This window comes from Pseudomonas sp. P97.38, from assembly GCF_001269745.1.
GTDB lineage: Bacteria > Pseudomonadota > Gammaproteobacteria > Pseudomonadales > Pseudomonadaceae > Aquipseudomonas > Aquipseudomonas chlororaphis_E.
Genome location: NZ_LHVJ01000014.1, coordinates 258,002 through 284,545, shown reverse-complemented (window position 1 = coordinate 284,545; position 26,544 = coordinate 258,002). Strand labels below are relative to the sequence as shown.

23 protein-coding genes, 4 tRNA genes and 2 pseudogenes are annotated in these 26,544 nt (G+C 64.0%); 5 read left to right on the top strand and 24 right to left on the bottom strand.

What is annotated here, in order from left to right; all coding sequences use genetic code 11:
• Positions 1–15: 15 nt before the first annotated feature.
• The 11 genes from AD664_RS09660 to AD664_RS09610 form a co-directional block, all read right to left on the bottom strand.
• A complete protein-coding gene (locus AD664_RS09660) occupies positions 16–987 on the bottom strand; it encodes an XdhC family protein (RefSeq protein WP_053146128.1) in 972 nt (323 codons plus the stop codon).
• The gene (locus tag AD664_RS09655; RefSeq protein WP_053146126.1) at positions 987–3,302 is read right to left on the bottom strand and encodes a xanthine dehydrogenase family protein molybdopterin-binding subunit; all 2,316 of its coding nucleotides are present in this window, start codon (positions 3,300–3,302) and stop codon (positions 987–989) included. The genes AD664_RS09660 and AD664_RS09655 overlap by 1 nt, the downstream gene beginning before the upstream one ends.
• Positions 3,299–3,769 (bottom strand): (2Fe-2S)-binding protein, encoded by a 471-nt coding sequence (locus AD664_RS09650; protein ID WP_053146124.1) that lies wholly within the window; start codon positions 3,767–3,769, stop codon positions 3,299–3,301. The genes AD664_RS09655 and AD664_RS09650 overlap by 4 nt, the downstream gene beginning before the upstream one ends.
• Before the next feature lie 265 nt (positions 3,770–4,034).
• Positions 4,035–5,054, bottom strand: coding sequence for a UDP-N-acetylmuramate dehydrogenase (gene murB / locus AD664_RS09645; RefSeq protein WP_053146122.1), 1,020 nt, complete (start codon positions 5,052–5,054; stop codon positions 4,035–4,037).
• Positions 5,051–5,515: a low molecular weight protein-tyrosine-phosphatase gene (locus AD664_RS09640; protein ID WP_042728813.1), complete on the bottom strand. Its 465-nt coding sequence runs from the start codon at positions 5,513–5,515 to the stop codon at positions 5,051–5,053. The genes murB and AD664_RS09640 overlap by 4 nt, the downstream gene beginning before the upstream one ends.
• Positions 5,515–6,279, bottom strand: a complete 765-nt coding sequence (kdsB, locus tag AD664_RS09635) for a 3-deoxy-manno-octulosonate cytidylyltransferase (RefSeq protein WP_053146120.1) — start codon at positions 6,277–6,279, stop codon at positions 5,515–5,517. Before kdsB ends, AD664_RS09640 begins: the two co-directional genes overlap by 1 nt.
• Complete coding sequence (locus tag AD664_RS09630; protein ID WP_042728811.1) at positions 6,276–6,461, bottom strand: Trm112 family protein; 186 nt, start codon at positions 6,459–6,461, stop codon at positions 6,276–6,278. Before AD664_RS09630 ends, kdsB begins: the two co-directional genes overlap by 4 nt.
• Positions 6,462–6,486: 25 nt before the next feature.
• A complete protein-coding gene (gene lpxK, locus AD664_RS09625) occupies positions 6,487–7,497 on the bottom strand; it encodes a tetraacyldisaccharide 4'-kinase (RefSeq protein WP_053146118.1) in 1,011 nt (336 codons plus the stop codon).
• Positions 7,497–7,925 (bottom strand): biopolymer transporter ExbD, encoded by a 429-nt coding sequence (locus AD664_RS09620; protein WP_042728809.1) that lies wholly within the window; start codon positions 7,923–7,925, stop codon positions 7,497–7,499. The genes lpxK and AD664_RS09620 overlap by 1 nt, the downstream gene beginning before the upstream one ends.
• Positions 7,922–8,557, bottom strand: a complete 636-nt coding sequence (locus AD664_RS09615; protein ID WP_161796100.1) for a MotA/TolQ/ExbB proton channel family protein — start codon at positions 8,555–8,557, stop codon at positions 7,922–7,924. The genes AD664_RS09620 and AD664_RS09615 overlap by 4 nt, the downstream gene beginning before the upstream one ends.
• 95 nt (positions 8,558–8,652) lie before the next feature.
• Complete coding sequence (locus tag AD664_RS09610) at positions 8,653–10,899, bottom strand: DNA internalization-related competence protein ComEC/Rec2 (protein ID WP_053146116.1); 2,247 nt, start codon at positions 10,897–10,899, stop codon at positions 8,653–8,655.
• Between the two features lie 144 nt (positions 10,900–11,043).
• Between AD664_RS09610 and AD664_RS09605 the strand changes: the two genes are divergently transcribed.
• Complete coding sequence (locus AD664_RS09605) at positions 11,044–11,559, top strand: DUF2062 domain-containing protein (RefSeq protein ID WP_042728806.1); 516 nt, start codon at positions 11,044–11,046, stop codon at positions 11,557–11,559.
• A 93-nt stretch (positions 11,560–11,652) separates the two neighbouring features.
• Here AD664_RS09605 and AD664_RS09600 read toward each other — a convergent pair whose 3' ends face one another.
• The 4 genes from AD664_RS09600 to AD664_RS09585 all read right to left on the bottom strand — a co-directional run bounded on the left by AD664_RS09600 (position 11,653) and on the right by AD664_RS09585 (position 14,823).
• Entirely contained in the window at positions 11,653–12,432 is a 780-nt protein-coding gene (locus AD664_RS09600; RefSeq protein WP_042728805.1) for an ABC transporter permease, read from the bottom strand.
• A complete protein-coding gene (locus AD664_RS09595; protein ID WP_053146114.1) occupies positions 12,429–13,361 on the bottom strand; it encodes an ABC transporter ATP-binding protein in 933 nt (310 codons plus the stop codon). The genes AD664_RS09600 and AD664_RS09595 overlap by 4 nt, the downstream gene beginning before the upstream one ends.
• Positions 13,362–13,493: 132 nt before the next feature.
• Positions 13,494–14,117 (bottom strand): glutathione S-transferase family protein, encoded by a 624-nt coding sequence (locus AD664_RS09590; protein ID WP_053146112.1) that lies wholly within the window; start codon positions 14,115–14,117, stop codon positions 13,494–13,496.
• A gap of 46 nt (positions 14,118–14,163) precedes the next feature.
• Positions 14,164–14,823 (bottom strand): transglutaminase family protein, encoded by a 660-nt coding sequence (locus AD664_RS09585; protein ID WP_053146111.1) that lies wholly within the window; start codon positions 14,821–14,823, stop codon positions 14,164–14,166.
• 275 nt (positions 14,824–15,098) lie between these two features.
• Here AD664_RS09585 and AD664_RS09580 point away from each other — a divergent pair, with 275 nt between their 5' ends.
• Positions 15,099–17,546, top strand: coding sequence for an acyl-CoA dehydrogenase (locus tag AD664_RS09580; protein WP_053146109.1), 2,448 nt, complete (start codon positions 15,099–15,101; stop codon positions 17,544–17,546).
• Between the two features lie 140 nt (positions 17,547–17,686).
• Positions 17,687–18,094 (top strand): PA2817 family protein, encoded by a 408-nt coding sequence (locus AD664_RS09575; RefSeq protein ID WP_024776930.1) that lies wholly within the window; start codon positions 17,687–17,689, stop codon positions 18,092–18,094.
• Positions 18,095–18,288: 194 nt separating this feature from the next.
• Here the strand turns inward: AD664_RS09575 and AD664_RS09570 are convergent.
• The 4 genes from AD664_RS09570 to AD664_RS09555 all read right to left on the bottom strand — a co-directional run bounded on the left by AD664_RS09570 (position 18,289) and on the right by AD664_RS09555 (position 18,703).
• Positions 18,289–18,364: transfer RNA gene (locus tag AD664_RS09570), tRNA-Gly, on the bottom strand.
• Between the two features lie 3 nt (positions 18,365–18,367).
• Positions 18,368–18,443, bottom strand: a tRNA-Glu gene (locus AD664_RS09565).
• Between the two features lie 106 nt (positions 18,444–18,549).
• Positions 18,550–18,625 (bottom strand) — tRNA-Gly (locus AD664_RS09560).
• A gap of 2 nt (positions 18,626–18,627) precedes the next feature.
• Positions 18,628–18,703, bottom strand: a tRNA-Glu gene (locus AD664_RS09555).
• Between the two features lie 371 nt (positions 18,704–19,074).
• Here AD664_RS09555 and AD664_RS09550 point away from each other — a divergent pair.
• A complete protein-coding gene (locus tag AD664_RS09550) occupies positions 19,075–19,833 on the top strand; it encodes a hypothetical protein (RefSeq protein ID WP_042729937.1) in 759 nt (252 codons plus the stop codon).
• 142 nt (positions 19,834–19,975) lie between these two features.
• Here AD664_RS09550 and AD664_RS28170 read toward each other — a convergent pair.
• The 4 genes and pseudogenes from AD664_RS28170 to AD664_RS09535 form a co-directional block, all read right to left on the bottom strand.
• Positions 19,976–20,569, bottom strand: a pseudogene (locus tag AD664_RS28170) (methyl-accepting chemotaxis protein); the annotation flags it as partial.
• A 315-nt stretch (positions 20,570–20,884) separates the two neighbouring features.
• Positions 20,885–21,901 (bottom strand): annotated as a pseudogene (locus AD664_RS28165) (methyl-accepting chemotaxis protein); the annotation flags it as partial.
• A gap of 149 nt (positions 21,902–22,050) precedes the next feature.
• The gene (locus AD664_RS09540; RefSeq protein WP_053146107.1) at positions 22,051–23,448 is read right to left on the bottom strand and encodes a PLP-dependent aminotransferase family protein; all 1,398 of its coding nucleotides are present in this window, start codon (positions 23,446–23,448) and stop codon (positions 22,051–22,053) included.
• Between the two features lie 205 nt (positions 23,449–23,653).
• Positions 23,654–24,415, bottom strand: coding sequence for an SDR family oxidoreductase (locus tag AD664_RS09535; protein ID WP_042729940.1), 762 nt, complete (start codon positions 24,413–24,415; stop codon positions 23,654–23,656).
• Positions 24,416–24,639: 224 nt separating this feature from the next.
• Here AD664_RS09535 and AD664_RS09530 point away from each other — a divergent pair, with 224 nt between their 5' ends.
• Positions 24,640–25,644, top strand: a complete 1,005-nt coding sequence (locus AD664_RS09530; RefSeq protein ID WP_047736445.1) for an NADP-dependent oxidoreductase — start codon at positions 24,640–24,642, stop codon at positions 25,642–25,644.
• A gap of 125 nt (positions 25,645–25,769) precedes the next feature.
• Here AD664_RS09530 and pyrF read toward each other — a convergent pair whose 3' ends face one another.
• A complete protein-coding gene (gene pyrF, locus AD664_RS09525) occupies positions 25,770–26,468 on the bottom strand; it encodes an orotidine-5'-phosphate decarboxylase (RefSeq protein ID WP_161796108.1) in 699 nt (232 codons plus the stop codon).
• Positions 26,469–26,544: the final 76 nt, after the last annotated feature.

Sequence of the window (26,544 nt, the reverse complement as noted above, 5' to 3'; positions counted from 1 at the left end):
CTCCTTGCCTGCGACCTACAGCGATTTTTTCTGACGCAGTTCGACGCCATTCTTGATCGCCACGATTTCAGCCAACAGCGACACGGCGATTTCCGCCGGGGTGTGGCTGCCGATGTGCAAGCCGATCGGCCCATGCAGTCGCTCGATGGCTTCCTCAGACAAGCCTAGCTGAGCCAGGTTATCCCGGCGCTTCTGACTGTTGACGCGCGACCCCAGGGCACCGACATAAAACGCCCTGGAATCCAGTGCCGTGAGCAAAGCCATGTCGTCCAGGCGCGGGTCATGGGTCAGGGCGACAATGGCCGTGCGCTCGTCGGTCCGGATATTCAACACGGCTTCGTCGGGCATCCCCGGGACGAAGCGTCCATGCTGCTCTTCCCAACCGTAGACGAATTCCTTGCGCGGGTCGCAGATCAGCACTTCAAAATCCAGCAAGCGGGCCATTTCCGCCACGTAGCGCGACAGTTGTCCGGCACCGATCAACAGCAGACGCCAGCGCGGACCATAAATGGCCCGCAGCACCTGGCCGTCGAAAACCAGCGCGTCAGTCTTATCGGCCGGCGTCAACGTCACCTGGCCGTCGGCGATATTCAACTGGCGGGCGACAATTTCGTGGGCATCGCAACGTCGCAGCAATTCGGCGACCCATTCAGGGTCGCCGACCCGTTCCTCGGTCAAGCGCAGGGTGCCTCCGCACGGCAGGCCAAAGCGCGCCGCTTCTTCACGCGTGACGCCATACGTGATCATCTGCACCGGCGGACCGTCCGCCGGTATGCGACCGTCGTGCAGCCGAGCGATCAAGTCATCTTCGACACAACCGCCCGACACCGAGCCGATCACCACGCCATCTTCGCGCAGGGCCAGCATCGCCCCCGGCGGCCTCGGCGCGGTGCCCCAGGTCTGGACCACCGTGAACAACACCACTCGCTGCCCGGCGCGGCGCCATTGGAGCACGCTGCGCAGGACATTCAGATCAACGCTGTCCATCAGGCACTGGCCTGCTGCCAACCCTGCAACTGATAACGCACGGGCAAGCTACGAATGCGCTTGCCGGTAGCAGCAAAGAGCGCATTGCACAGCGCAGGCGCAATCGGCGGCACACCCGGCTCACCGACGCCACCCAGCGGCACCTCGCCTGGCGGTGTAACCAAGTGCACTGCCACCTCCTTGGGCGCCAGGGACATGCGCGCCACCTCGTACATGTGGAAGTTATCCTGCTGGACCTTGCCGTCCTTGAAGCTGATCTCCCCCACCATCGCGTTCCCCAGACCCATGACGCAGGCCCCTTCGAACTGCGAACGAATCCGCTCGGGGTTGATCTGCGGGCCGCAGTCCACCGCGATATCCGCCTTGTGCACGATCACCGTACCGTCGTCCTTGACCTCCACCTCGATCACCGCGGCGACATAGGTGACAAAGCTGTAGTGCACCGCCAGGCCGAGCCCCCGACCCTTGGGCAGTTTGCGGCCCCAACCGGCGGCCTTCGCCGCGGTTTCCAGCACGGTGCGGATCCGCGCCGTGTCGATCGGATAACGGTCGGGCGATTCGCCGTAGTTCCACTCGTCACTCACGGTGCGCGGGTCGATCCTGCGGTCCGGGCCGAGCAGTTTTAGCTGGTACTTCAGCGGATCCTGGCCCGCCTTGTGCGCCAGCTCGTCGATGAAACTCTGGATCGCGAACCCGTGGGGTATGTTCGACACCGAGCGGTACCAGCCCACCCGGGCGTAGGCCGTCGCCTCGGGATTTTCCATACGCATGTTCGGCACGGCGTAGGCCATGTTGGTCACGCCCATGCCTATCTCGAACGGTGCTTCGTGGGTCATTCCCGGCGCGAACAACGCAGTGATGCTCGGCGCCACGGTGCGGTGCAGCCAGCCGGACGGCATGCCGTCCTGGTTCAGGCCGGCCTTGAGGTACTCGGCCGATACGGTGTGGAAATACGAATGATGGATGTCGTCCTCGCGGGTCCATTGCACCCGGATCGCCTGGCCGGGAAACTCCTTGGCCAGCACCGCGGCCTCAACGACGAAATCCGGCTTGGACTTGCGGCCGAAACCGCCGCCCAGCAACGTGATGTTCACCGTGACCTTGTCAAACCCAATGCCCAGGCGTTCGGCAATGCGCTCGCGTGTCACCTGCGGGGCCTGGCTCGGCGCCCAGGCTTCGCACTGGCCGTCCTTGAAGCGAGCGATGGCGACCATCGGCTCCATCGGTGACTGGGACAGGTGCGGCAGGTAATACGCCGCCTCCAGGGTCGAATCGGCCTTGGCCAGCGCGTCGTCGAGGTTGCCGCTGCTGCGCACGACCTTGCCGGGCTTGAGCGCCGCCGCTTCCAGTTCCTTGCGGTAGGCGATGGAGTCATAGCCGGCGTTCGGCCCATCGTCCCACTCGATTTTCAGCGCTTCACGGCCCTTGATCGCCGCCCAGGTGTTCTTCGCCACCACCGCCACGCCGCCCAGGGGCTGGAATTCCGAGGGCAATGGGCGCCCTTCGATGGCCACCACCTTGACCACGCCGGGTACTTTCAGCGCCGCGCTGCTGTCCACGGTCCTGACCTTGCCACCATAGACCGGCGGACGGGCCACGACGGCGTAGAGCATGCCCTCAAAATGCACATCGGCACCGAACACCGCGCGACCATTGACGATGTCCGCGCCATCGATGGCCCGGCTCGCTTCTTTGCCGATGTAGCGAAACTCCGACGCCTGCTTGAGGCGCAAGCTGTCCCGGGCCGGCACCTGCAAGGCGCTGGCGGCAGCGGCCAGCGCGCCATAGCCCAACTCCCGACCGGACGGCTGGTGCAACACTTTATGCAGTTGCGCCCGGCATTCAGTCACCGCAACGCCCCACTGCGCGGCAGCGGCCTGCTCCAGCATGGTTCGCGCGGCGGCCCCGCAGCGACGCATCGGCTCGTACCAATGCCGCATGCTGCGCGAGCCATCGGTGTCCTGGTTGCCGAAACGCGCTTCATCGGCCGGCGCCTGTTGCACCTTCACCAAGGCCCAGTCGGCGTCCAACTCGTCGGCCACCACCATGCTGAGGCTGGTGCGCACCCCCTGGCCCATTTCCGAACGGTTGCAGATCACCGTCACGCTGCCGTCGGCGGCAATGCTCACGTACACCTTCGGGTCGTCGATCACGCCATGGGGCATGCCTTCGGCACCGAACTTCTTGTCCTCGGCAAAGGCATCCGGCAAACCCCAACTGGCGGCCAGTACAAGTACACCGGTGGCGCTCGCGCCCTTGAGGAAACCGCGACGGCTGAGGTTGCTCAGCACAAAATCCTTGGGCAAGCGGCTCATGCCTTGGCCTCCTTCAGGTGGGTGGAGGCTTGGCGGATGGCGGTCTTGATCCGGTTGTAGGTGCCGCAGCGGCAGATGTTGCCGACCATGGCCTCCTCGATCTGCTCATCGCTGGGGTTGGGGTTGGTCTTGAGCAAGGCCGTCGCGGACATGATCTGCCCACCCTGGCAGTAACCACACTGGGCCACGGCGGTATCGAGCCAGGCCTGCTGGACGACCTGCCCGACCGGGTCGGCGTGCAGCGCATCGATGGTGCTGATGGCCTGCCCCTGCACCGAGCCGATGGGGGTGATGCAACTGCGCGCCGGGGCGCCGTCGATGTGGATGGTGCACGCGCCGCACAGGCCCATGCCGCAGCCGAACTTGGTGCCGTTGTAGCCAGCGACATCGCGGATCGCCCAGAGCAGCGGCATGTCCTCGGTCACATCCAGTTGATGGTCTTTTCCATTGAGTTTCAGGGTAATCATGGGCACGCCCGCATAGTGGTCGGGTTATGGGGTCGAGCAATCTGCCGCGTGGGGAACGGTTCGGGTACCGCAGACTGGCTCAGGCTATTGGGCTCTCTTATGCACACGCACACAGGCGTCTGCACGGGGCCTTGCAGATGCAATGGTCGCATCGGTTGGAGGCTAAATTAACCCAGGATCACGCAAAACGCCCTGCACAATCCTGCACAAATGATCCATGTGCGCGATGGGACAGGGCGTTTTCAGATGATTACAAATGACAGGTTCAGTACCGGTTGGGTTCCATTTCCAGCTCGACCTGGAACCGCTCGGCGATGTCCTTCTGGATACGCAGGGCCAGGTCCAGCAGTTGCGGCCCCGTGGCGGTGCCATAGTTGACCAGCACCAGCGCCTGCAACGCATGTACCCCGGCGTCGCCCTCGCGAAAACCTTTCCAGCCGGCCCGCTCGATCAGCCACCCGGCGGCGATTTTCATCTGCCCTTCGGGCTGTGGATAAGCCACCAGGTCCGGGTACTGCACCTTGAGTTGCGCAACGTGCTCGGCCGGCACCAGCGGGTTCTTGAAGAAACTGCCGGCGTTCCCCAGCACCGCAGGGTCCGGGAGTTTTTCGCTGCGGATGCTGCAAATCGCTCGGCTGACATCCGTCGGGGTCGGCTGGTCGATGCCCTGCTCACTCAACCACTGGCGGACCGGGCCGTATTCCAGGTGCAGGTGGACGGCGCGACTGAGGGCAAAACGCACCCGCAGGATCAACCAGCGCCCGGCCTGTTGCTTGAACAGGCTGTCGCGGTAGGCGAAACGACACTCTTCGAGGCTGAACTCGCGTTGCTGGCCGGTGTGGCGGTCGAGCGCCGTGAGGCCGGCGAACACGTCCTTGATCTCTACGCCATAGGCGCCGATGTTCTGCATCGGCGCCGCGCCAACGGTGCCGGGAATCAGGCTGAGGTTTTCCAGGCCCGACCAACCCTGCGCCAGCGTGTGCTGGACGAAGGGATGCCAGGGCTCCCCGGCTTCGGCTTCGACCACCACCCGCCCGCCGTCATCGCTGAGCAGGCGAATACCCTGGCTGGCCATGCGCAGCACCAAGGCGTCGATGTCACCGGTCAGCAGCAGGTTGCTGCCGCCGCCAATCACTAGCAGCGGCACCTCGTGTTCACGGGCATAGGCTAGGGCCTCGCGAACATCACCGTCGTCTTGGGCCTCGGCGAACAGGCGCGCCGTCACATCGACGCCGAAACTGTTGAACGGCTTGAGGCTGACGCCGGCCTGTATCTGCAAGGTCATAACCGTCCCTTCAATTCGATCACCAGGCGATCGGTGGCCTGCTCGATCAAGTCCAGCACCTGCTCGAAGCCCTGTTCGCCGTCGTAGTACGGGTCCGGCACCTCGTCCAGTTCCGCTTCGTAGCGGCGCAGGAACAGGTCCAGCTCGGCCCTGCCGTTGGCCGGTTGCAGGGCCTTGAGGTTGCGCAGGTTGCTGTTGTCCATGGCCAGGATCAGGTCATAGGCGGCGAAGTCGGCGCGGGTCACCTGCTGGGCCCGCTGGGCCGACAAGTCGTAACCCCGGCGCAAGGCAGCGGCCTGGCTGCGTTTGTCCGGGGCCTTGCCGACATGCCAGTCGCCGGTACCGGCGGAAGCGACCTCGACCTGGCCGGCCAGCCCGGCCTCGCGCAACTTGTGCCGCAGGATGCCTTCGGCGGTGGGCGAACGGCAGATGTTGCCGAGGCAGACGAACAGGACCCGCATCAGGCCTCCAGCAGGCGACGAACGCGTTCGAGGTCTTGCGGGGTGTCGACACCGGTCGGCGGGGCGATCAGCGCATCGGCGACATGAATCCGCACGCCATGCCACAAGGCACGCAGTTGCTCCAGCGCCTCGGTGTTTTCCAGCCAGCACGGGCCCCAGGCGACGAAGTCCTGGAGGAAGCCGGCGCGGTAGGCATAGATGCCGATGTGGCGACGGTACGGGACGCCTTCGGGCATCACGTCGCGGCCCTGGGCGAATGCATCGCGGGCCCATGGCAATGTCGCGCGGCTGAAGGTCAGGGCCAGGCCGTTGAGGTCGCTGACCACCTTGACCACGTTGGGGTTGAACAGGGCTTGTACATCCTCGATCGGCTCGGCCAGGGTCGCCATGCGCGCCTCGGTGTGGGCCGCGAGGTTGGCGGCGACCTGATCGATCACGCTGGGCGGGATCAACGGCTCGTCACCCTGCACGTTGACCACGATGGCCTCCGGTTCCAGGCCCAGCTTCACCGCGACTTCCGCCAGGCGATCAGTGCCGGAGTTGTGGTCCTCGCGGGTCAGCACGACCTCGGCGCCAAACCCCTTGCAGACCTCGACGATGCGTGCATCGTCAGTCGCCACCACCACGCGCTGGGCGCTGCTTTTGCAAGCCTGTTCCCAGACATGCTGGATCATCGGCTTGCCGGCGATCAACAGTAAAGGTTTGCCCGGCAGACGCGTCGAGGCGAAGCGCGATGGGATGACAACGGTGAAGGCGGTGGTCATTTATCCAGGCGCTCGTCGGTGCTCAGGGTGCGGGCTTCGCTCTCGAGCATCACCGGGATGCCGTCACGAATCGGATAGGCCAGGCCAGCGCCCTTGCTGATCAGTTCGGTCTTGTCGGCACTGAGCTTGAGCGGCCCCTTGCAGACCGGGCAGGCCAGGATATCGAGCAGTTTGGTGTCCATGGAAATTCCTTTGGGTAAAAGGTGTTTAAGGCAAAAGGCGATCCGGCAACAGGCGCATCAGCTGGGTGTCGAACCAGGCCGCGAAGGCCGGCGACGGCGCAGCATCCACCGCCAGGTACCACCAGTGCGGGCCGGCGAAGGCGCGGCATTTGACCGCGTCCTTTTCCGTCATGACCAATGGCAGCGCAGGCGTGAAGTCCAGGACCTGGGCACTGTACTGGGCATGGTCGGCAAACCCGTGCGGTATGGGTCGCCAGTGTAGCGTTTCGAGGGTCTTGAAGAAACGCTGGGGATTGCCGATGCCGGCCACTGCGTGCACCGCCTGGCCGGGCGGGAAATGGTCGAGGTCGCGCCGCTCGCCGCTGGCCAGGTTCACCAGGGCGGTGGGCCGCAGTTCAAAGGCGAAGCCGTCGTCGCGATCCGCGCTGGCGCCGTTGTACAGCACGGCGTCGACCGATTGCAGGCGCTCGACCGGTTCGCGCAACGGCCCGGCCGGCAGGCACCGGCGGTTGCCCAGGCCGCGGGCGTTGTCGATCAGCACCAGTTCGAGGTCCCGGGCCATCCGGTAATGCTGCATGCCGTCGTCGGACAGGATCAGGTCCAGCGGTTCGGTTTCCAACAGCGCCTGGACCGCGCGGCTGCGCTGCGGGTCGATCATCAGTGGCACGCCGGTACGCTGGACGATCAACAGTGGCTCATCGCCGGCCACGTCGGCGCCCTGGCTGGCTTCGACCCGCCAGGGCAATTGCGGCGGCTGGGCGCCGTAGCCCCGGCTCACCACGCCAACCCGCAGGCCGCTGCGCTGGCAATGCTGGATCAGCCACAGGATCATGGGCGTCTTGCCGGTGCCGCCGACCGTGATATTGCCGACCACCACCAGCGGCACGGGCGGCTGGTAGATCTGGCCGTCACCGGCCAGGAAGCGCTCGCGCTTGCGCACCACCACCCGCCGGTACAACCATTCCAACGGCCGCAGCAGCGCCAGGGCCGGATGCCCCTGGTACCAGGCGGCAAGCAAACGATCGGACATGGCCATCAGGGTGCGGGCGCCGCCTCGACGGTGGTCATGCGCAGATGACTGAAGCCGAGCTTGCCGGCCGCATCCATTGCGGTGATCACCGATTGATGCGGGGTCTTGCCGTCGGCGCTGATGGACAGCGGCAGGTTGGTGTCGCCGCCGGACTCCTTCTGCAAGGCGTCGATCAGGCTCGCCAAATCACTCTTGGGCAACAACTGGTTGTTCACCGAGAACGCGCCTTCGGCGCTGATGGTGACTTCCAGGTTCTTCAGTTGCTGGTCCTCGGCCGGCGAGCCACTGACGGCCTGCGGCAATTCGACCTTGAGCTGGGTTTCCCGGGTGAAGGTGGTGGTCACGACGAAAAACAGCAGCAGGATGAACACCACGTCGATCAGCGACGCCAGGTTGATCTCGATGTTTTCCCGGGGTTTGCGGCGGAATTTCACTTCTTGTCCCCGGCCAGGTCTACATCACGGTCACCCTGCACCACCTCGACCAGCTTGATGGCCTCCTGCTCCATGCCCACCACGAGCTCGTCGACGCGGCGTTGCAGGAAGCGATGGAAAAACACTGACGGAATACCCACCATCAGGCCGGCAGCGGTGGTGATCAGCGCCTTGGAGATGCCCCCCGCCAGCACGGCGGCGTTGGTGGTCATGCCGGAGCCGGTGAAGGCGCTGAAGATATCGATCATGCCCAGCACCGTACCCAGCAAGCCCAGCAACGGAGACATGGCGGCAATGGTGCCCAGGGCATTGATGTAGCGTTCCAGCTCATGGATGACCCGGGCGGCGGCTTCCTCGATGCACTCCTTCATGATCTCGCGACCATGCTTGGAGTTCGCCAGGCCGGCGGCGAGGATTTCCCCCAGGGGCGAACTGGCGCGCAGTTCCTTGAGCTTGTCCTTGTTCAGTTGCTTGTCCTTGATCCAGACCCAGACCTGCCCGAGCAGATGCTCCGGGGTCACACGGCTGGCCCGCAGGGTCCACAGGCGTTCGGCCACGATACCCAGTGCCGCGATGGAACTCAGAATGATCGGCAACATCATCCAGCCGCCGGATTTGACCAATTCCCACACAGTGACTGCCCCCTCGAAAAAGTGCGCCACTTTATCACACAGACTCGCCTTGGAAGACCCGACTCGCCGATAGGCGCTTGCCCGTTTGCGCTGGATCAATGTCGGCCCGGGGGGCCGGCGGGCAGTGGATCACGCCAGTAGCGGCGATGCCCGGCCTCGGTACGCGGCCGGGCGAAGGCCCCCAGTTGCAGACGAATGGCACCCTGTTCGGCACTGTCGTAGATCGTCATCCCCGCCCGGCGGTAACGGGCCATCACCTGGGGATGTGGATGGCCGAAGGCATTGCCCTGTCCGCGGGAAATCAGCACCGAGTGAGGCTTGAGACGCGCCAGCAGCGCCATCGACGATGAGCTGCGGCTGCCATGATGCGGGGCGGCCAGCCAGTGGATCGGCACCGCCAGGGGGCCATCGAGCAAGGCGCGCTCGGCATGGCGGTCGATGTCGCCGGTCAACAGCAAGCGCTCGCCGCCCGCCTCCACCCGCAACACGCAGGACTTCTGGTTGCTGTCCTCGGCCGATGACCATTGCCACAGCGCGAAACCGACCCCGTCCCACTCCCAGCGCTGGCCACTGTCACAAGGCCCGGCGTGCAACGCCTCGGGCAGCGCGTCGGGATCGCCGCTGATCAGTTGCCGGGTGGGCAGCCCGTTGCGCACCGCCAGGGCACCACCGGCATGATCGGCATCGGCATGGCTGAGCAGCATCAGGTCCAATTCGCGCACCCCCAGCTTGCGCAAGGTGGGCAGCACGACACGCTCGCCCGCATCGGCGTCGCCCCAGCGTGGCCCGGCGTCATAAAGCAAGGCATGACCATGGGTACGCACCAGCACCGCCAGCCCCTGGCCCACGTCCAGTTGCCAGATCTCGGCCTGCCCGTGCGGCAGGTTTTCCCGCGGTGCAAAGACCATCAAGCTCAACATTGGCCAACCCAAAAGACGCAGCGGCACGCCCTTGGGCAACAGCAGCACAAACGCACCGAGGGCGGCGATGCCCAAGGCCCAGGGCGGAACCGCCGCCGGGGTCCAGGCGGGCAGTTGCCCGGCCACCCACGCCAGCCCCCTGAACCACACGTCGAGCAGCCCGCCGGCGATCCACAGCAGGCCCTCGCCCACGAGCGGCACCGGCAACAACAGCGTGCCAAGCAATGCCGGCGGCAGCACCAGCAGGCTGATCCAGGGCACCGCCAGCAGGTTCGCCAGCGGCCCGCTGAGGCTCACCGGCAACCCCAGGATCAACAGCAACGGGCACAGGCCGAGCGCAACCAGCCATTGGGCACGGGTCCAGGTCTGCCACCAGCGCCAGGGCCCCAGGCGGCCGCCAAAGGTGAACATCAGGATCGCGACGGCGGCGAACGACAGCCAGAATCCGGGCCGCAGGCAGGCCAGCGGATCGAACAACAGCACCCCGTCGAACGCCAGCAACCAGGCCCACCAGGAGGCCGCAGGCTTGAAGCGCAAGCGCCACAGCAACACCAGGCCGATCATCGCGCAGGCCCGCCGCACCGGCACCTCGAACCCAGCCAGCAAGCCGTAGCCCAGCGCCGCCATGAAGGCCAGGCCGCAGGCCCAGGGCAACCATGGCAGCCTTGCCGGCCACAGGCCATGGCGCGCCGCACCCGCCACCATCAGGTACACCAGGCCGGCGAGCAGGCCAATGTGTTGCCCGGAGATCACCAGCAGATGAACCGTGCCGGTGTCTTGCAACACCCGCCAGTCTTCGCGGCTCAACCCGGCACCATCCCCCAGCACCAAGGCCATCAGCGCACCGGAGCGGCCCTGGGCATCGACCCGCGCCAGCGCCTGGCGCACCCCATCACGCCAAGCGCCCTGGGCCGGCTGCAGCAGGTGACCGTCCTTGATGGTTCCGGTGGCGCCGATGCCCCGGCTCAACAGCCAGGCCTGATAGTCGAAACCGTGAGGGTTCAACAGCCCGGCGGGCCGCTTGAGCTTGACCGCCAATCGCCAACGCTCGCCACTGCTGACCGGCGGCCCACCGAACCAGGCAAGGCGCATCAACGCCGGCAACCGGTCGCGACGACCGTGGGCATCGGCCAGTTCGAAGCGCACCACGCCGTCGCCGTATTGCGGCAAGCCGACGACACGCCCTTCGACCCAACGGGTTTCCCCCTCCAGCGCGGCAGGCAACCGATCGTCCAGCGCAAACTGCGCCGACAGACAGGCCCAGGCCAATCCGCCCAGGAAGAAGCCCAGCGGGTAGGTTCGAAACGGCACGGCCATCAGTGCCAGCACCGGCAGCGCCACCATCAGCCACGGCGGCGGCAACGCCGGGAAAAAAACCGGGGCCACCAGCCCCAGCGCAAGCGCGACCAATCCTGTGCGCATGACCCGTCCTTGAGAGTGCCCTCTCAAGGCTTAGCCGTTGTGCGGCACCCCGGGCGTTATCAATTGTCACAAAGTCTGAATCTGCCGACCGTAGAATCCGGACATACTTGCCGCCTTACTGCTTTGAACCGACCGAGAAGCCTTATGCCCCGGCGCCTATTCAAACGTTACATGCCTGACCCGCAGAGCATCCGGGAACACAAATCCTTACGCTTTCTCGGCACCTTGCTGCATGACCCCAACCTCTGGCACCTCAACCGTCACTCCGTCGCGCGCGCCATGGCCGTCGGCCTGTTCGCCGCATTCCTGCCCATTCCCTTGCAAATGCTGCTGGCTGCCGCACTGGCCGTCGCGGTACGCGGCAACATGCCGATTGCCGTGAGCCTGGTGTGGCTGACCAATCCGATCACCATGCCGGCGGTGTTCTTCTGCACCTACCAGACCGGCGCCTGGCTGATGGACGTACCTGCCCGGACGCTGCCGGAAGAACTGACCTGGGAATGGATCAGTGGCCAGTTGTCGACCTTGTGGCAGCCGTTCCTGCTCGGTTCGGTGGTCACCGGCCTGGTGCTCGGTGCCCTGGCCTACTTCGTCACCATGAGTTACTGGCGCTGGTGGGTGACCCGGCAGTGGAAACGGCGCAAGAAAAGCCGGATGTGACCGGCAAAAAAAGGGCCTCCATTGCTGGAGGCCCTTTTTTTGGGGCGTGCTGGCTGACGCCTTCGCGAGCAGGCTGGCTCCCCAAGAGGAACGTCAGGTGCGCATGCCGCGCCCGCTGACCAGTAACCGCGAGCAACCGATGTACAGCACCACAGTGGCCACCAGCATGAAGGTGATCGCAATGCTGATCTTGATGTCGGAAACCCCCAGGATGCCGTAGCGGAAGGCGTTGACCATGTGCAGCACCGGGTTGGCCAGGGAAACGGTCTGCCAGAACGGCGGCAACAGGGAAATCGAATAGAACACCCCGCCCAGGTAGGTCAACGGCGTGAGCACGAACGTCGGGATGATGGAGATGTCATCGAAGTTGCGCGCGAACACCGCGTTGATGAAGCCCAGCAGCGAAAAGATCGTCGCCGTGAGCACCACCACCAGGACCGTCACCCCCAGGTGATGCACCTGCAGATGGGTAAAGAACAGCGACAGCAGCGTCACGATCAACCCCACTGCCAGGCCACGCAGGACGCCGCCCAAGGTGTAGCCGATAAGGATCGTGTGGGGGGAAACCGGCGAGACCATCAGCTCTTCGATCGAACGCTGGAACTTGCTGCCGAAGAAGCTCGACACCACGTTGCCGTAGGAGTTGGTGATCACCGACATCATGATCAGCCCCGGCACGATGTAGTCCATGTAGGTGAAGCCACCCATGTCGCCGATCTGCCGGCCGATCAGGTTGCCGAAGATCACGAAGTACAGAACCATGGTGATCGCCGGCGGCAGCAGGGTCTGCGGCCAGATGCGCATGAAGCGCCGTACTTCACGGTAGACAATGGTATTGAGGGCGATCAGGTTGGGGCGCAGTTCGGAACTCATACCGCCACCTTCGCCAGGTTTTTCTCCACCAGGGACACGAACAACTCCTCGAGGCGATTGGTCTTGTTGCGCAGGCTCTGCACTTCGATGTTCTGCAAGGCCAACTGGCCGAACAGCCCGGTGATGCCGACGGCCTTGTCCACCTGGACCTCCAGGGTATGGCTGTCGACCAGGCGCGCCGGGTAGCCGGCGAGCTGGGGCGCGGCCTTCAGGTCGTGCTTGAGGTCCAGCACGAAGGTTTCCACATGCAGTTGGCCGAGCAACTGCCGCATGCTGGTGTTCTCGACGATGGTGCCGTGGTCGATGATGCCGATGTTGCGACACAACTGCTCGGCCTCTTCCAGGTAATGGGTGGTCAGGATGATGGTGATGCCTTTCTGGTTCAGCTCGGTCAGGAAGGTCCACATCGAACGACGCAACTCGATGTCCACCCCCGCCGTCGGTTCGTCGAGGATCAGCAGGCGCGGCTCATGCACCAGCGCGCGGGCAATCATCAGGCGGCGCTTCATGCCGCCGGACAACGAACGGGACGGCACGTCCCGCTTGTCCCACAACCCCAGCTGGGTCAGGTACTGCTCGGCGCGCTCGTTGGCGATCTTCGGCGGGATGCCGTAGTAACCCGCCTGGGTCACGACGATGTCGAAGGTCTTCTCGAACTGGTTGAAGTTGAACTCCTGGGGCACCACGCCAATGCAACGCTTGAGGGCGGCGGGCTCGCGGTCCAGGTCATGGCCGAAGACATTCACCGTGCCGCTGGTCTTGTTCACCAACGTGGAAAGAATGCCGATGGTGGTGGATTTGCCGGCGCCATTAGGGCCGAGCAAGGCAAAGAAATCGCCTTCGGCGACGTCCAGATCGATACCACTCAGGGCCTGGAAACCGTTGCCGTAGGTTTTGGTTAGCTGCCGGATGGACAGAGCGGAACTCATATCGGATTACGCACCAAGAAGGGAAGAAAGAAGTACATGAGGGCGCGAGGCGAGCAAAACAACCACGGCGCACGATGGCCATGGTGCTGGGCGTCGCCGCACAAGTACAGTCACGCGTGTCGATAGTAAGTATTAAGTCAACGCGGTCATGACCGCCTTGCGGTAGGCCGGACGCTGTTTCAACTGCTGGTACCAGGCTTCCAGATTCGGCCAGGCAGCCCGCTCGATGGGCATTTCGAACCAGGCATAAATGAAGCTGCCCAAGGGAATGTCGCCCATGCCGATCTGCGCGCCGCTCAAATAAGGCTGCTCGCCCAATGCACGGTCGGCCATCGCCAGCAAAGCGTTGCATTCCTTGATAGCCGCATGGATGGCAGGCCAGTCCTGTTGCTCGGCCGGGGTGCGCAGCACGCCCCAGAACACCGTCCGAAACGGTGCGGCAAAGGACGAAGTGGCCCAGTCCATCCATTTCTCGGCGGTGGCCCGTGCCTGGGCATCGGCCGGATACCAGGCCGAATCCGGCGCGTGGCGGGCCAGCAGGTAACGCACGATGGTGTTGGATTCCCACAGCACGAAACCGTCATCCTCGATCATGGGCACGCGGCCGTTGGGGTTCTTCGCCCGGTACTCGGGCGTGTCCACCACGCCAAAAGCGCCACCCGCATCGATGGCCTCGTAGGCGAGCCCCAGTTCTTCGGCACACCAGAGCGCCTTGCGCACGTTCGACGAATTCTTGCGACCCCAGATCTTCAGCATCACGGTTTCCTTCAATGGACAAAGTGCCGCAGCAGCATACGCCGGATCAGCCGCGACTCAAATCGTCCCGCATATCGCCGAGCAAGGACGGCGCCTGATCGCCGAACAGGTGTGGATAACATTTCTCCAGGTGCTCGAAAAAGAACGCTTCGGGGACATCGGCGAACTGTCCATGGTCGGTGATGTATTCCATCAGCTTCGCGCCTTGGCGATTGAACGGGTGGAAAACGCTGTCGTGGCGGCCGTCGAACTCCAGCGGCGCGACGTCGAACAGCTCGCACAAGCCCTGGTTGAACGCCGGCGTGGCCTTGACCCAGCGGCCGTCCAGGTACAGCTCGGTGTAACCGTGCATGGCGAACACGTCGCTGCGCAGCAACGCCAGCAAACGGGGCGTGGACAGGTGGTTGCGCACATCCGCCAGGCCGATGCGTGCCGGGATACCGCAATGCCGGGCACAGCCGGCGAGCAGCGTGGCCTTGGGCACGCAATAGCTTTCCCCGTGGCTCAGCGCATGACTGGCACGCAGGGTCGCCGGATCGCGACTGAAGGTATACGGGTTGTACCGCACCGCCTCGCGCACGGCGTAGTAAAGGTTGACCGCCTGCGCCACAGGGTCGCGGTCGGCACCGCGATGCGTCTCGGCAAAGGCGATGACCTGTGGATGATCGCTGTCGATGAAGCGGCTGGGCGTCAGGTACGACTGCATGCAGGAAGGCCTCCGGGAAACGCCGGCCATCGTGGCTGGCATCGGCAAAACCCGAGTCTATCCACAGCCCCGTTGCAGCGATAACGGCGTTTCGGCCAAACAATGGCGTTTTCTCACCTGGATAACGAACGATTTCCCACGGCTGTTGCCAACCAGACTGGCGCACTGCATCCAGGGTTTCCCACGAAATCAATCACATCGCGCCGACCGCCGGTTTTGCAGAGGCCGTCTAAGCTCTGTGGGTCGGTTTTGCCCTGGTTCACGGAGGATTACCTATGCTGTTGTTGTGGATACTGGTCCTGGTCATCGGGATCGCCTGGCTGGCCCATCGGCGCACCGCCCCGTTGCCCGCACTGGGCATCGTCGCGGTCTACCTGCTGGCCATGGGCATTTTCAGCCACGCCCCCGGGTGGCTGATGCTGGTCCTGTGGGTGATGCTCGCCGCCGTCGCGGCTCCCCTGCTGCTGCCAGACCTGCGTCGCCGGTATTTCAGCGCGCCGATGTTCGACTGGTTCCAGAAAACCCTGCCGCCCATGTCCCAGACCGAACGCGACGCCATCGACGCTGGCACGGTGTGGTGGGACGGCGAACTGTTCAGCGGTCGCCCGGACTGGGACCTGCTGCTGTCCTACCCCAAGGTGCAGTTGACCGAGGAAGAACAGGCGTTCCTCGACGGCCCGACGGAAGAACTCTGCGCGATGGTCAGTGACTGGCAGATCGGCCAGGCCATGGACCTGCCGCCCGAAGCCTGGGCCCATATCAAGACGCACGGTTTCTTCGCCCTCATCATTCCCAAGGAGTACGGCGGCAAGGGCTTCTCCGCCTACGCTCACTCCCAGGTGGCGATGAAGCTGGCGACCCGCAGCGGCGACCTGGCGTCCACGGTGATGGTCCCCAACTCCCTCGGCCCGGCGGAACTGCTGCTGCACTACGGCACCGATGAACAACGCGACCACTACCTGCCACGGCTGGCCCGGGGCGACGATATCCCCTGCTTTGCCCTGACCGGGCCGCTGGCCGGCTCCGACGCCGGGGCGATGCCCGACACCGGCATTATCTGCAAGGGCGAATGGCAAGGCCGGGAAACCCTGGGCCTGCGCCTGAACTGGGAAAAGCGCTACATCACCCTCGGCCCGGTGGCCACCCTCCTCGGCCTGGCCTTCAAGGCGTACGACCCCGACCACCTGCTGGGTGACGAAGAAGACCTGGGCATCAGCCTTGCGCTGATCCCCACCGACACCCCGGGCGTGCACATTGGCCGCCGCCACCTGCCACTCGGCGCGGCGTTCATGAACGGGCCGAACTGGGGCAAGGACGTGTTCATCCCGCTGGACTTCCTCATTGGCGGCCAGCCGATGCTCGGCAAAGGCTGGATGATGCTGATGAACTGCCTGTCGGTCGGGCGCTCGATTTCCCTGCCCGCGGTGGGGACCGGCGCGGCCAAGTTCACCAGCCTGGTGACGGGCCAGTACACCCAGGTGCGCGAGCAGTTCAACGTGCCGCTGTCGGCGTTCGAAGGCATCCAGGAAGCCATGGCGCGCATCGGCGGCAACGCCTGGCTGATGGACGCGGCCCGCATGCTGACCGCCAACGCCGTGGACCTGGGGGAGAAACCCTCGGTGCTGTCGGCGATCCTCAAGTACCACCTGACCGAGCGCGGTCGTGAATGCATCAGCCAAGCCATGGACGTGCACGGTGGCAAGGGCATCATCATGGGCCCCAACAACTACCTGGGCCGCAGTTGGCAAGGGGCGCCGATCTTCATTACGGTCGAAGGCGCGAACATCCTCTCGCGCAACCTGATGATCTTCGGCCAGGGCGCCATCCGCTGCCATCCGTTCGTGCTCAAGGAAATGGCCCTGGCCACCCGTGAGGACAAGGACCAGGCCCTGGTGGAATTCGACGGCCTGTTGCTCAAGCACATTGGCTTCGCCATCAGCAACGCCGCCAGCACGCTGGTGTTGAACCTGGGCCTCGGCCGCTTCGAACACGCACCGGGCAATGCCTTGAGCCAGGGCTACTTCCGCGCCCTCAACCGGCAGGCGGCGGCCTTCGCCCTGCTGGCGGACCTGAGCATGATGCTGCTGGGAGGCGAGCTCAAACGTCGCGAGCGGCTGTCGGCACGCCTGGGGGATGTATTGAGCAATCTTTACCTGGCGTCCGCGGCACTCAAGCGCTACCACGACCTGGATTCGCCGGACCACATGGCGCCGCTGGTCACCTGGGCCATGGAGGAAAGCCTCGGCCAGTCGGAACGTGCGCTGGACGAACTGCTGGCCAACTTCCCGAACCGGGTATTGGGTTGTCTGTTGCGTGGAGTGGTGTTCCCGTTCGGCCGTCGCCACAAGGGGCCGAGCGACAGGTTGGATGCCGAGGTGGCCGCGGTGATAGGCCGGGCCAAGGGGGACCCGACCCTCGAAGAACTGCTGCAGGGTTGCTACCGTCCACAATCGGCGGACGATCCGGTGGGTGCCCTGCAACACGCCGCCGACCTGCTGGGCGCCGCGCATCCGGCGCAGAAAAAACTCCACGTCGCGCTCAAGCAAGGTCAGCTCGACCCGGCGCCGGGCGAACCCCTCATCGATGCCGCCCTCGAAGCCGGGGTGCTGCAAGCCGGCGAAGCCGAGGCCCTGCGCGTGGCCGAAGCGGCGCGGCGCAAGGTCATCGACGTGGATGACTTCGACAAGGAGGCGCTGACACTGGCCGAAGCCAAGGTTCGCTGAGTCCGTGACGAGAGGGCCTGCTGCACCCTCCAGCGGGAGCAGGCTCCCTCGCCGCGATGCCCCACTGATCCGCGGCCATGTAAAAGCCGGCGCGGGGGCTTTATACTCCTGCGCCCGTTTTGCTCTTGAGGACTTATCTCGTGTCCAATGTCGTTGCCGATCATCTTGTCCTGCTCGACCACTTGCGCAGCATCCTGGTCGCCGTAGGTGAGGCCGAACAGGTTCCCGAAGAAAGCCATGCCCTGTTCCTGGAGCGCTTCGACGAACTGCGTGCCCAGTTGCCCGTCGACCCGATCGAAAGCCAGTACCTGGGCCAGGACCTCTTGTGCCAGGTGATCGTGCGCTATCCACAGATCGCCCACCTGGTGCCGCGCGACCTGCTCTGGTACTTCGGCGGTGATTGCCTGCACTACATGCCCGACGAAGAAATCGACCTGTACCAGGCCCTGGAGGAGCGTCGTTTCGAAGCCGAACAAAACGACGAGCCGTTCGACTGGAACCAGGAAAAGCAGTTGCTGGCAATGTCCGACCAGGACAGCAAGCATTGATTGCGCCGTGACACACAAAGGCCCGCCTGGATCACCCAGCGGGCCTTTTTTATGGATTTGTCAGATAGGGGTTGCCAGGCTTCTCGGCTGCAGGCTCGCTCCAACGGATTTCGACCTGACTATCAGGCCAGACCTGGATGGCTTTTCTACAGGCATAAAAAAACGCCGCTCAATGAGCGGCGTTTTTCTGAATTTGGAGCGGGAAACGAGACTCGAACTCGCGACCCCGACCTTGGCAAGGTCGTGCTCTACCAACTGAGCTATTCCCGCAAATGGCGTCCCCTAGGGGACTCGAACCCCTGTTACCGCCGTGAAAGGGCGGTGTCCTAGGCCACTAGACGAAGGGGACACGCTGCCCGGAACACATGGTGTGTGTTCCATGTGCCCAGACCCGCATCCGAAGATGACGTTTCTGGTTTCACTCAGCCCTGCCCGAAAGCAACGCTGTTTAAAATTGGAGCGGGAAACGAGACTCGAACTCGCGACCCCGACCTTGGCAAGGTCGTGCTCTACCAACTGAGCTATTCCCGCATTGGCGTCCCCTAGGGGACTCGAACCCCTGTTACCGCCGTGAAAGGGCGGTGTCCTAGGCCACTAGACGAAGGGGACACACGTACAACATTCACTGCTTACCGCGTTTCGCTGAGTGCTTTACGCTGTAAGTGGCGCGCATTCTATGGATGGATTGGGAGGTCGTCAACCCCCAGATATAAATTTATTTAAATCAATGACTTCCCAGGGTTTGAGGGCGATTCGTCGATTTTGCCCGCCCGGTCTCTGACGCCTATATTCTGTCGCCCGCCAAGGCGCTATAGTCGCATCCGGCAAATAGTGGCAATGTGCAGCCATTGAGCCGGATTCCCTATAAACAGCACGACGCCCGTCTAATCGCGCCGCTCAGGCCTATGCGCTTAAAAGCCAAGCCACTACACTCATGACATGCGTACCCCAATAAAGAGGTCTTACCGGTGACACCACTCATGATCACCCTGCTCGTCGTAGCCGGGATCGCACTGTTGATCGCCATTGGCTACATGAACCATGTGGTGGAAAACAACAAGCTGGAAAAGGTCCGTACCAAGGTTGAACTCAACGACCGGATGCGGCGCTGTGGCGAGCTCACCGAAACCTTCCCCGGGCAATTGATGACGCCGGCCTTGAAACTGCTGCTGACGCGCCTTGAGATGAACGTCTGCCAGCGCCTGCTGAACCTGGACAAGACCAACACCGCGGTCAAGGCACGCCTGGACGAACTGACCGCATTGGCAGCACAAGGTGAATCGATCCCGGTGGGCAATCCGCCGGCACCGATCCTGACCGAAGCCAAGGCCAAGGACGTGCGCTTCCTGCTCGAAGCCCTGCACGGCCAGATCACCCGTGCCGCCCAGGACGGCTTCCTGCCGCCCAACGAAGCCAAGCGCTGGGTCCGCGAAGTGCGGCACATCCTGGTCCTGCTGCACATCGAGTTCTTCAACAACCTCGGCCAGCAAGCCTTGCAACAGGAACAACCGGGCCAGGCCCGTCTGGCGTTCGAACGCGGCGTGCAGTACCTGCGCAAGCAGCAGGAGCCCCAGGTCTACGCCGAACAGCTCGACTACCTCGAAAAGCTCCTGGCCCGCGCCAATGCAATGGTCCTGGCCAGCACCAAGCCGGTCGAAGGCGAGGTCAACCAGTTGACCGAAGGCTTGAAGGAAGACGAAATGAACGACGAGTGGAAGAAGAAGAAGGTCTACGACTGAGACTTCGTCGAACCTCAGGGTGGCGAGGGGATTTATCCCCGCAGGGCTGCGCGGCAGCCCTGGAATGTACGAGCGCTGCATGCTCGACAGTGGATCCCCTCCTCGCTACGCGCTCCTGCATCGGTGAGCCAGCTATGGCGGCTCACAGCCTGAAATGCCCCACCATCCCCTTCAACTCAACCCCCAACTGCGCCAGCTCGATGCTGGAAGCGGCATTGCCCTGCATCGCCAGGGATGATTGATCGGCACTGGCGCGGATACTGGTGACGCTGCGATTGATCTCTTCGGCCACCGAACTCTGCTGTTCGGCCGCCGCCGCGATCTGCTGGTTCATCTGCTGAATCAACGACACCGCCGCGGCAATGCTGCCCAAGGCACTTTCGGTTTGCAGCGCATCGCTGACGGCCATCTTCACCAACTCGCCGCTGCTCTGGATCTGCTGCACGGAAGCCTGGGCCGCTGAACGCAATGCGCTCACCAACCGCTCGATCTCCTCCGTGGACTGCTGCGTGCGCCTGGCCAGGGCCCGCACCTCGTCGGCCACCACCGCAAACCCCCGACCCTGCTCGCCAGCCCGGGCGGCCTCGATGGCAGCGTTGAGCGCCAGCAGGTTGGTTTGCTCGGCGACGCTCTTGATCACGCTCAGCACCGTGCCGATGTTCTGGATCTCGGCACTGAGGCTTTCGATACTGGAGCTGGCCGACGTGGCCGAGTCGGCCAACTGCTCGATACGCACCATGCTCTGGCGCACCACCTGCTGGCCGCTCTCGACCTTGTCATCGGCCGTCTGCGCCGCCAGGGCCGCTTCTTCGGCATTGCGGGCCACGTCATGCACCGTGGCGGTCATCTGGTTCATGGCCGTGGCGACCTGTTCGGTCTCCTCTTTCTGGCTGCTGACTTCCAGGTTGGTCTGTTCGGTCACGGCCGACAGCGATTGCGCGGAGTTGGCGAGCTGTTCGATACCCGCCTGCAAGCCGCTGACGATGCCGCTCAGCCCCGCGCCCATCTGCTGCATGGCGAGCATCAACTGGCCGATCTCATCCCGGCGCGTCACCTGAACCGTGGCGCTCAGGTCCCCCGCCGCGATCTGCTGGGCCACGCGGATGACGCTGCGCAGCGGCGCGACGATCAGCCGGGTAATGACCCAGGCGGCAATCAACCCCACCAGCAGGGCAAGGGCCGACGAGCCAATGATCAACAGCGAGTTCTTTTTCAACTCCGCCTGCATGGCATGGTCTTCGGCGGCGTAGGCCTGGTTGACCCGCTCCACCACTTGGCCGGCACGCTCGTGAAGTTCCTGGTAGACGCCTTTTTCCTTCGCCAACAGGCCGGTGTACTCGGCCAGTTGCGTGTTGAAACCGGCAATGTGCCCGGCCACCTCGTTGAGCACGGTCTGGTAGCCCGGGTCCTTGACCTGGGTCTTGAGCGCTTCGGCCTGCTTCATGGCTTGCTCGGCCTGCTCGATCGGGCCTTGCCCGGCGTCCTCGCTGCCTTTGCGGCTCTGGTCCAGGCGTACGCGCGCTTCGTTCATGGCCTGCAGCATCAACCGTGACACTTCGCTGACCTGGTTGGCCTGCTCGATGAACTCGGCGCCCTCCTTGCCCTCGGAATCCTTCAGGGTGTAGGCGCCGTCGTCCGCCAGACCGGCCTGCAGCACGTCCAGGTTGTTGGCGACACTGGACACCGACCAACTGGCCATTTCCAGCGCCAGGTCCTTGCTCTGGCTCAACCCGACGAATTCATCGAACGCCTTGCGGTAATCCGCCAGTGCCTGTTGCACATCGTTCATCACCGACAGGTTTTCAGGTGTCTGGGCCTTGAGCGCATCGGCCTGGGCCACCAGGCCGTCGACCCCCTTGCGCAGGGTGTCGGCCGTCTTGGGGTCGGAGCGCAAGGCGTATTCCTGCTCGAGCAAGCGCACCTTCAGCAGTTCGCTGTTGAGGGAGGACATCTGCTTGAGTCCGTCGAAACGCAGGCTGATGGTGCGCAAGGACCACACGCCAATGGCCGCGACCACGGCCGTGAGCAACAATACCAGGACAAACCCGATACCCAGTTTCTTTGCCATACCCAGGTTGGCAAAACGTCCTTGCACGGCCGAAATCATTGCGCTCAGTCCTCTGCCAGTGTGTGTTGTTCGCAGATTCGCAACGAGACGCCCTGCAACACAAGATGCTGGCGTCGGAATAATGGCAAAAAGCTACAGCCGCGTCGTTTTCAGGACACTCGAGGTCGATCCAGGGCCGCGCCCCGGAAAAACGCCAACGCCCTCGGATCACAGGCATAAGCCACATTGATCCGCAGCCACTGGCTGTCGGCGCCTGAAGGGCTGAAGGCCGTGGGCGAAGACAGCTGCACACCGAACCGTTTGGCCAGACGCTGCACTCCAGCGTAGTCGCATAACGGTGGGCGTGCCCAGATGAACAGCCCCCCGGTCGGCTTGCCGAACACCTCCCAGTCGGCCTCCTCCAGCACCTGCAACACAGCCGCCATGTCGCCCCCCAAACGCTGCCGCTGGCGCTGCACCAGCTTGCGATAGGCACCGTTGGCCAGGAGATTGGCCAGCACCGCTTCGCTGAACCGTGAAACGCCCAGGCTGGTGACCTCCTTGACCTCACTGAGCCGGGCGATGATGGGCGCAGGCGCCACCACGAACCCGACTCGCAACGAACTGCTCAGGGTTTTTGAAAAACTGCCTACATAGATCACATCGGCGTCCAGGGCCGCCAGGCGGGTGCGTGTCGAACCCTGGAAATCGGCGTAGACATCGTCTTCGATCACCAGCATCCCGTGTTCCCGGGCCAGCGCCAGCAAGCGTTGCGCCACCCCCAGGGACAGGCTGCTGCCGGTCGGGTTATGGCAGGCGCTGTTGACGAACAGCGCACGGGGCCGATGCGTCACCAGCAGGGTCTGCAAGGCCTCGACGTCCGGGCCTCGCGGGGTCCTGGGCAGTTCGAGCATGTCGATGCCGTGCAGCCTCAGCAGCTCGAACAGTTTCGGGTAGCCGGGGCTCTCCACCACCACGCAGTTGCCCGGCGCCAGTTGAGTCCGCACGATCAGGTCCAACGCCTGGGTAGCGCCGTGGGTGGTCAGGATGAGGTCTTGCGCGGCCTCGATATTGAGTTGCTTCAAGCGCCGGGACAGTTGCTCACGCAGGGCGGGCAAGCCCAACGGCGTGCTATAGCTGAACAGCCCCGCCATGTCGGTGCGGGTGACCTGGCGGATCGCATAGCCCAGGTCGTCGCTTTCGCGCCAGCGCTCAGGCAGCCCGCCGGCCCCCAGCTTCAGCGCCCACGCCGGGCTGTCGGCAAGGCCGCCGCGTGCCAGCGGCGGGTGTTCCGGGCAGGTTCCGTCGTTGGACGCGAGGCCGAGGGAAGGCGGTGGCGCGACGAAGAAGCTTGAGCCATGCCGGGACGCCAACACCCCTTGGGCGACCAGACGCTCACAGGCCTCGTTGACACTCGACTGGCTGAGCAGGTTCTGCCGTGCCAGTTGCCGGATAGACGGCAAGCGCGTGCCCGGTTGCACGGCGTCCTGGCGGATCCACCCGGTCAGCGCGTCGACAATTTGCTGCACGACAGGCACCAGGGCCTGTCGGTCGATTCTCAATTCCATGAGTGACCAGACTCCTAAGCGTTTGTTTTATTTCCGGAAACAGTTAAGCACAGGCGGCCCTGCGACGATGTACGACAAACCCGCCAAAGCAGCCGTTTCACACCCTTTGAAATACTTTGATGGACCGCGTCGGTGCTTTTTCGACCAACCAAGAAAAAGCCCGCAACCAGTGCGGGCTTTTTCCTACAAGCCAGGTTATACGTCCTCAGAACGCCGTGACACCGCCGTCCACCGCCAGGGAATGGCCGGTGGTAAAGGCCGCGCCATCGCTGCACAGGTACAGCACGGCGCTGGCAATCTCTTCGACTTTGCCGATCCGTCCCACCGGGTGCATGGCATTAGCGAAGTCAGCTTTCTTCGGGTCCGCTTCATAGGCTCGTCGGAACATGTCGGTGTCGATCACGGCCGGGCACACCGCATTCACGCGGATTTTTTTCTTGGCGTACTCGATGGCCGCCGATTTGGTCAGGCCGATCACCGCATGCTTGGAGGCCGCATAGATGCTCATTTTCGGTGCCGCACCCAGGCCCGCCACCGAGGCCGTATTGACGATGGCCCCGCCGCCCTGGGCCAGCAGCAACGGCAACTGGTATTTCATGCACAGCCAGACGCCCTTCACGTTGACCCCCATGATGGCGTCGAACTCATCGACGGTGCCGTCGGCCAGCTTGCCCTTCTCGATCTCGATCCCGGCGTTGTTGAAGGCGTAGTCGAGACGACCGTAGGCGTGGATCACCTCATTCATCAGGTTCTGCACATCGCTTTCCTGCGTCACGTCACAACGCACGAACACCGCCTCGCCGCCCGCCTCGCGAATCGCCTGCACCGTGCCCTCGCCGCCCGCCACATCCAGGTCGGCCGCCACCACCTTCAAGCCTTGCGCGGCGAAGGCCTGGGCGGTCGCCCGGCCAATGCCTGCGGCAGCGCCCGTGACCACGGCGACCTGCCCGGAAAACGTCATGCTCATTGTCAGTTCCTCGAAGAATGCGATGTTTCGCCAGTGTAGCCACGGCCCCGTGCAGCGCGGCAGCACTATCCAGGCGCCGGTGGGTGGCTCATGGGCGCCAGTGATAACGAGCCCGGCGCCACTATCACTGCGTTGGATCGAAGTGCATTCGCTGGGCCGGCAAACCTTGCGGCAATTGTCTCGAAGGGCTATCAACAAGGCTTCATTCATCGTGAGTGCCAGCCATGACTGCCCAGACCAATCGCCAATTCCTGCTCGCCAAGCGCCCGGTGGGCGCGGCGACCCGCGAGACGTTCACTTATCAGCAAGTACCGGTCGGCGAACCGGCCGCCGGCCAGATCCTGGTGAAAAACGAATACCTGTCCCTGGACCCGGCCATGCGCGGCTGGATGAACGAGGGCAAGTCGTACATCGCGCCAGTGGGCATTGGCGAAGTGATGCGAGCCCTGGGGGTTGGCCAGGTGATTGCGTCGAACAACCCGGGGTTTGCGGTGGGGGACTACGTCAACGGCGCGCTGGGGGTGCAGGATTACTTCCTCGGCGAGCCACGGGGTTTCTACAAAGTCGATCCGAAACTGGCCCCGCTGCCGCGCTACCTGTCAGCGCTGGGCATGACCGGCATGACGGCCTATTTCGCCCTGCTGGATGTGGGCGCGCCAAAGGCCGGCGAGACGGTCGTGCTGTCGGGCGCCGCCGGTGCGGTAGGCAGCATTGCCGGGCAGATCGCCAAGCTCAAGGGCTGCCGCGTGGTGGGGATCGCCGGCGGGGCCGACAAATGCAGGTTCCTGATCGATGAACTGGGCTTCGACGGGGCCATCGACTACAAGAGCGAAGACGTCCAGGCTGGCCTCAAGCGCGAATGCCCCAAGGGCGTGGACGTGTATTTCGACAACGTCGGCGGCGACATCCTCGATGCCGTGCTCAGCCGCTTGAACCTCAAGGCCCGCGTGGTGATCTGCGGCGCCATCAGCCAGTACAACAACAAGGAAGCGGTCAAGGGCCCTGCCAACTACCTGTCGCTGCTGGTCAACCGGGCGCGCATGGAGGGCTTCGTGGTCATGGACCATGCCGCGCAGTTCGCCGCCGCCGGCCAGGAAATGGCGGGCTGGATGGCCAAGGGGCAACTCAAGAGCAAGGAAGATATCGTCGAAGGCCTGGAGACGTTTCCCGAAACCCTGACCAAACTGTTCAGCGGGGAGAACTTCGGAAAGTTGGTACTCAAGGTCTGACACAAAACACCTGATGTGGGAGCGGGCTTGCTCGCGAAGGGGCCCTGTCAGTCAACATTGATATTGACTGACATACCGCTATCGCGAGCAAGCTCGCTCCCACATCAGGGATCTTCGGTATCAGGTCAGGCCAGTTCGGCCACGACCGCCGCCAGCGCCTGGGCCGGATCGACGGCCTGGCTGATCGGACGGCCGATCACCAGGTAGTCGGAACCGGCGTCCAGCGCCTGGCGCGGGGTCAGGATACGGCGCTGGTCGTCCTGGGCGCTGCCCGCCGGGCGAATCCCCGGGGTCACCAGTTGCAGCGACGGGTGCGCGGTCTTCAGTGCATTGGCTTCCAGGGCCGAGCAGACCAAACCGTCCAGACCCGCTTTCTGGGCCAGCGCTGCCAGGCGCAGCACTTGTTCCTGAGGCTCGATGTCCAGGCCGATCCCGGCCAGGTCCTCGCGTTCCATGCTGGTCAGCACGGTTACGCCGATCAGCAGCGGTTGCGGGCCACTGCGCTGGTCCAGCACTTCGCGGCAGGCCGCCATCATGCGCAGGCCGCCGGAACAGTGCACGTTGACCATCCAGACGCCCATCTCGGCCGCGGCCTTCACGGCCATGGCGGTGGTGTTGGGGATGTCGTGGAATTTCAGGTCCAGGAACACCTCGAACCCCTTGTCACGCAGGGTGCCGACGATTTCAGACGCGCAACTGGTGAACAGTTCCTTGCCGACTTTGACCCGGCAGAGCTTGGGGTCCAACTGGTCGGCCAGCTTCAGGGCGGCGTCACGGGTAGGGAAATCCAGGGCGACGATGATGGGCGTCTGGCAGGCGGACATGAGCGGGCTCTCAGGCAAGTCGAAATCGGCGCGCATTGTAGCGGAACCAGCGCCGGTGGGGGACCCGATGATCGGT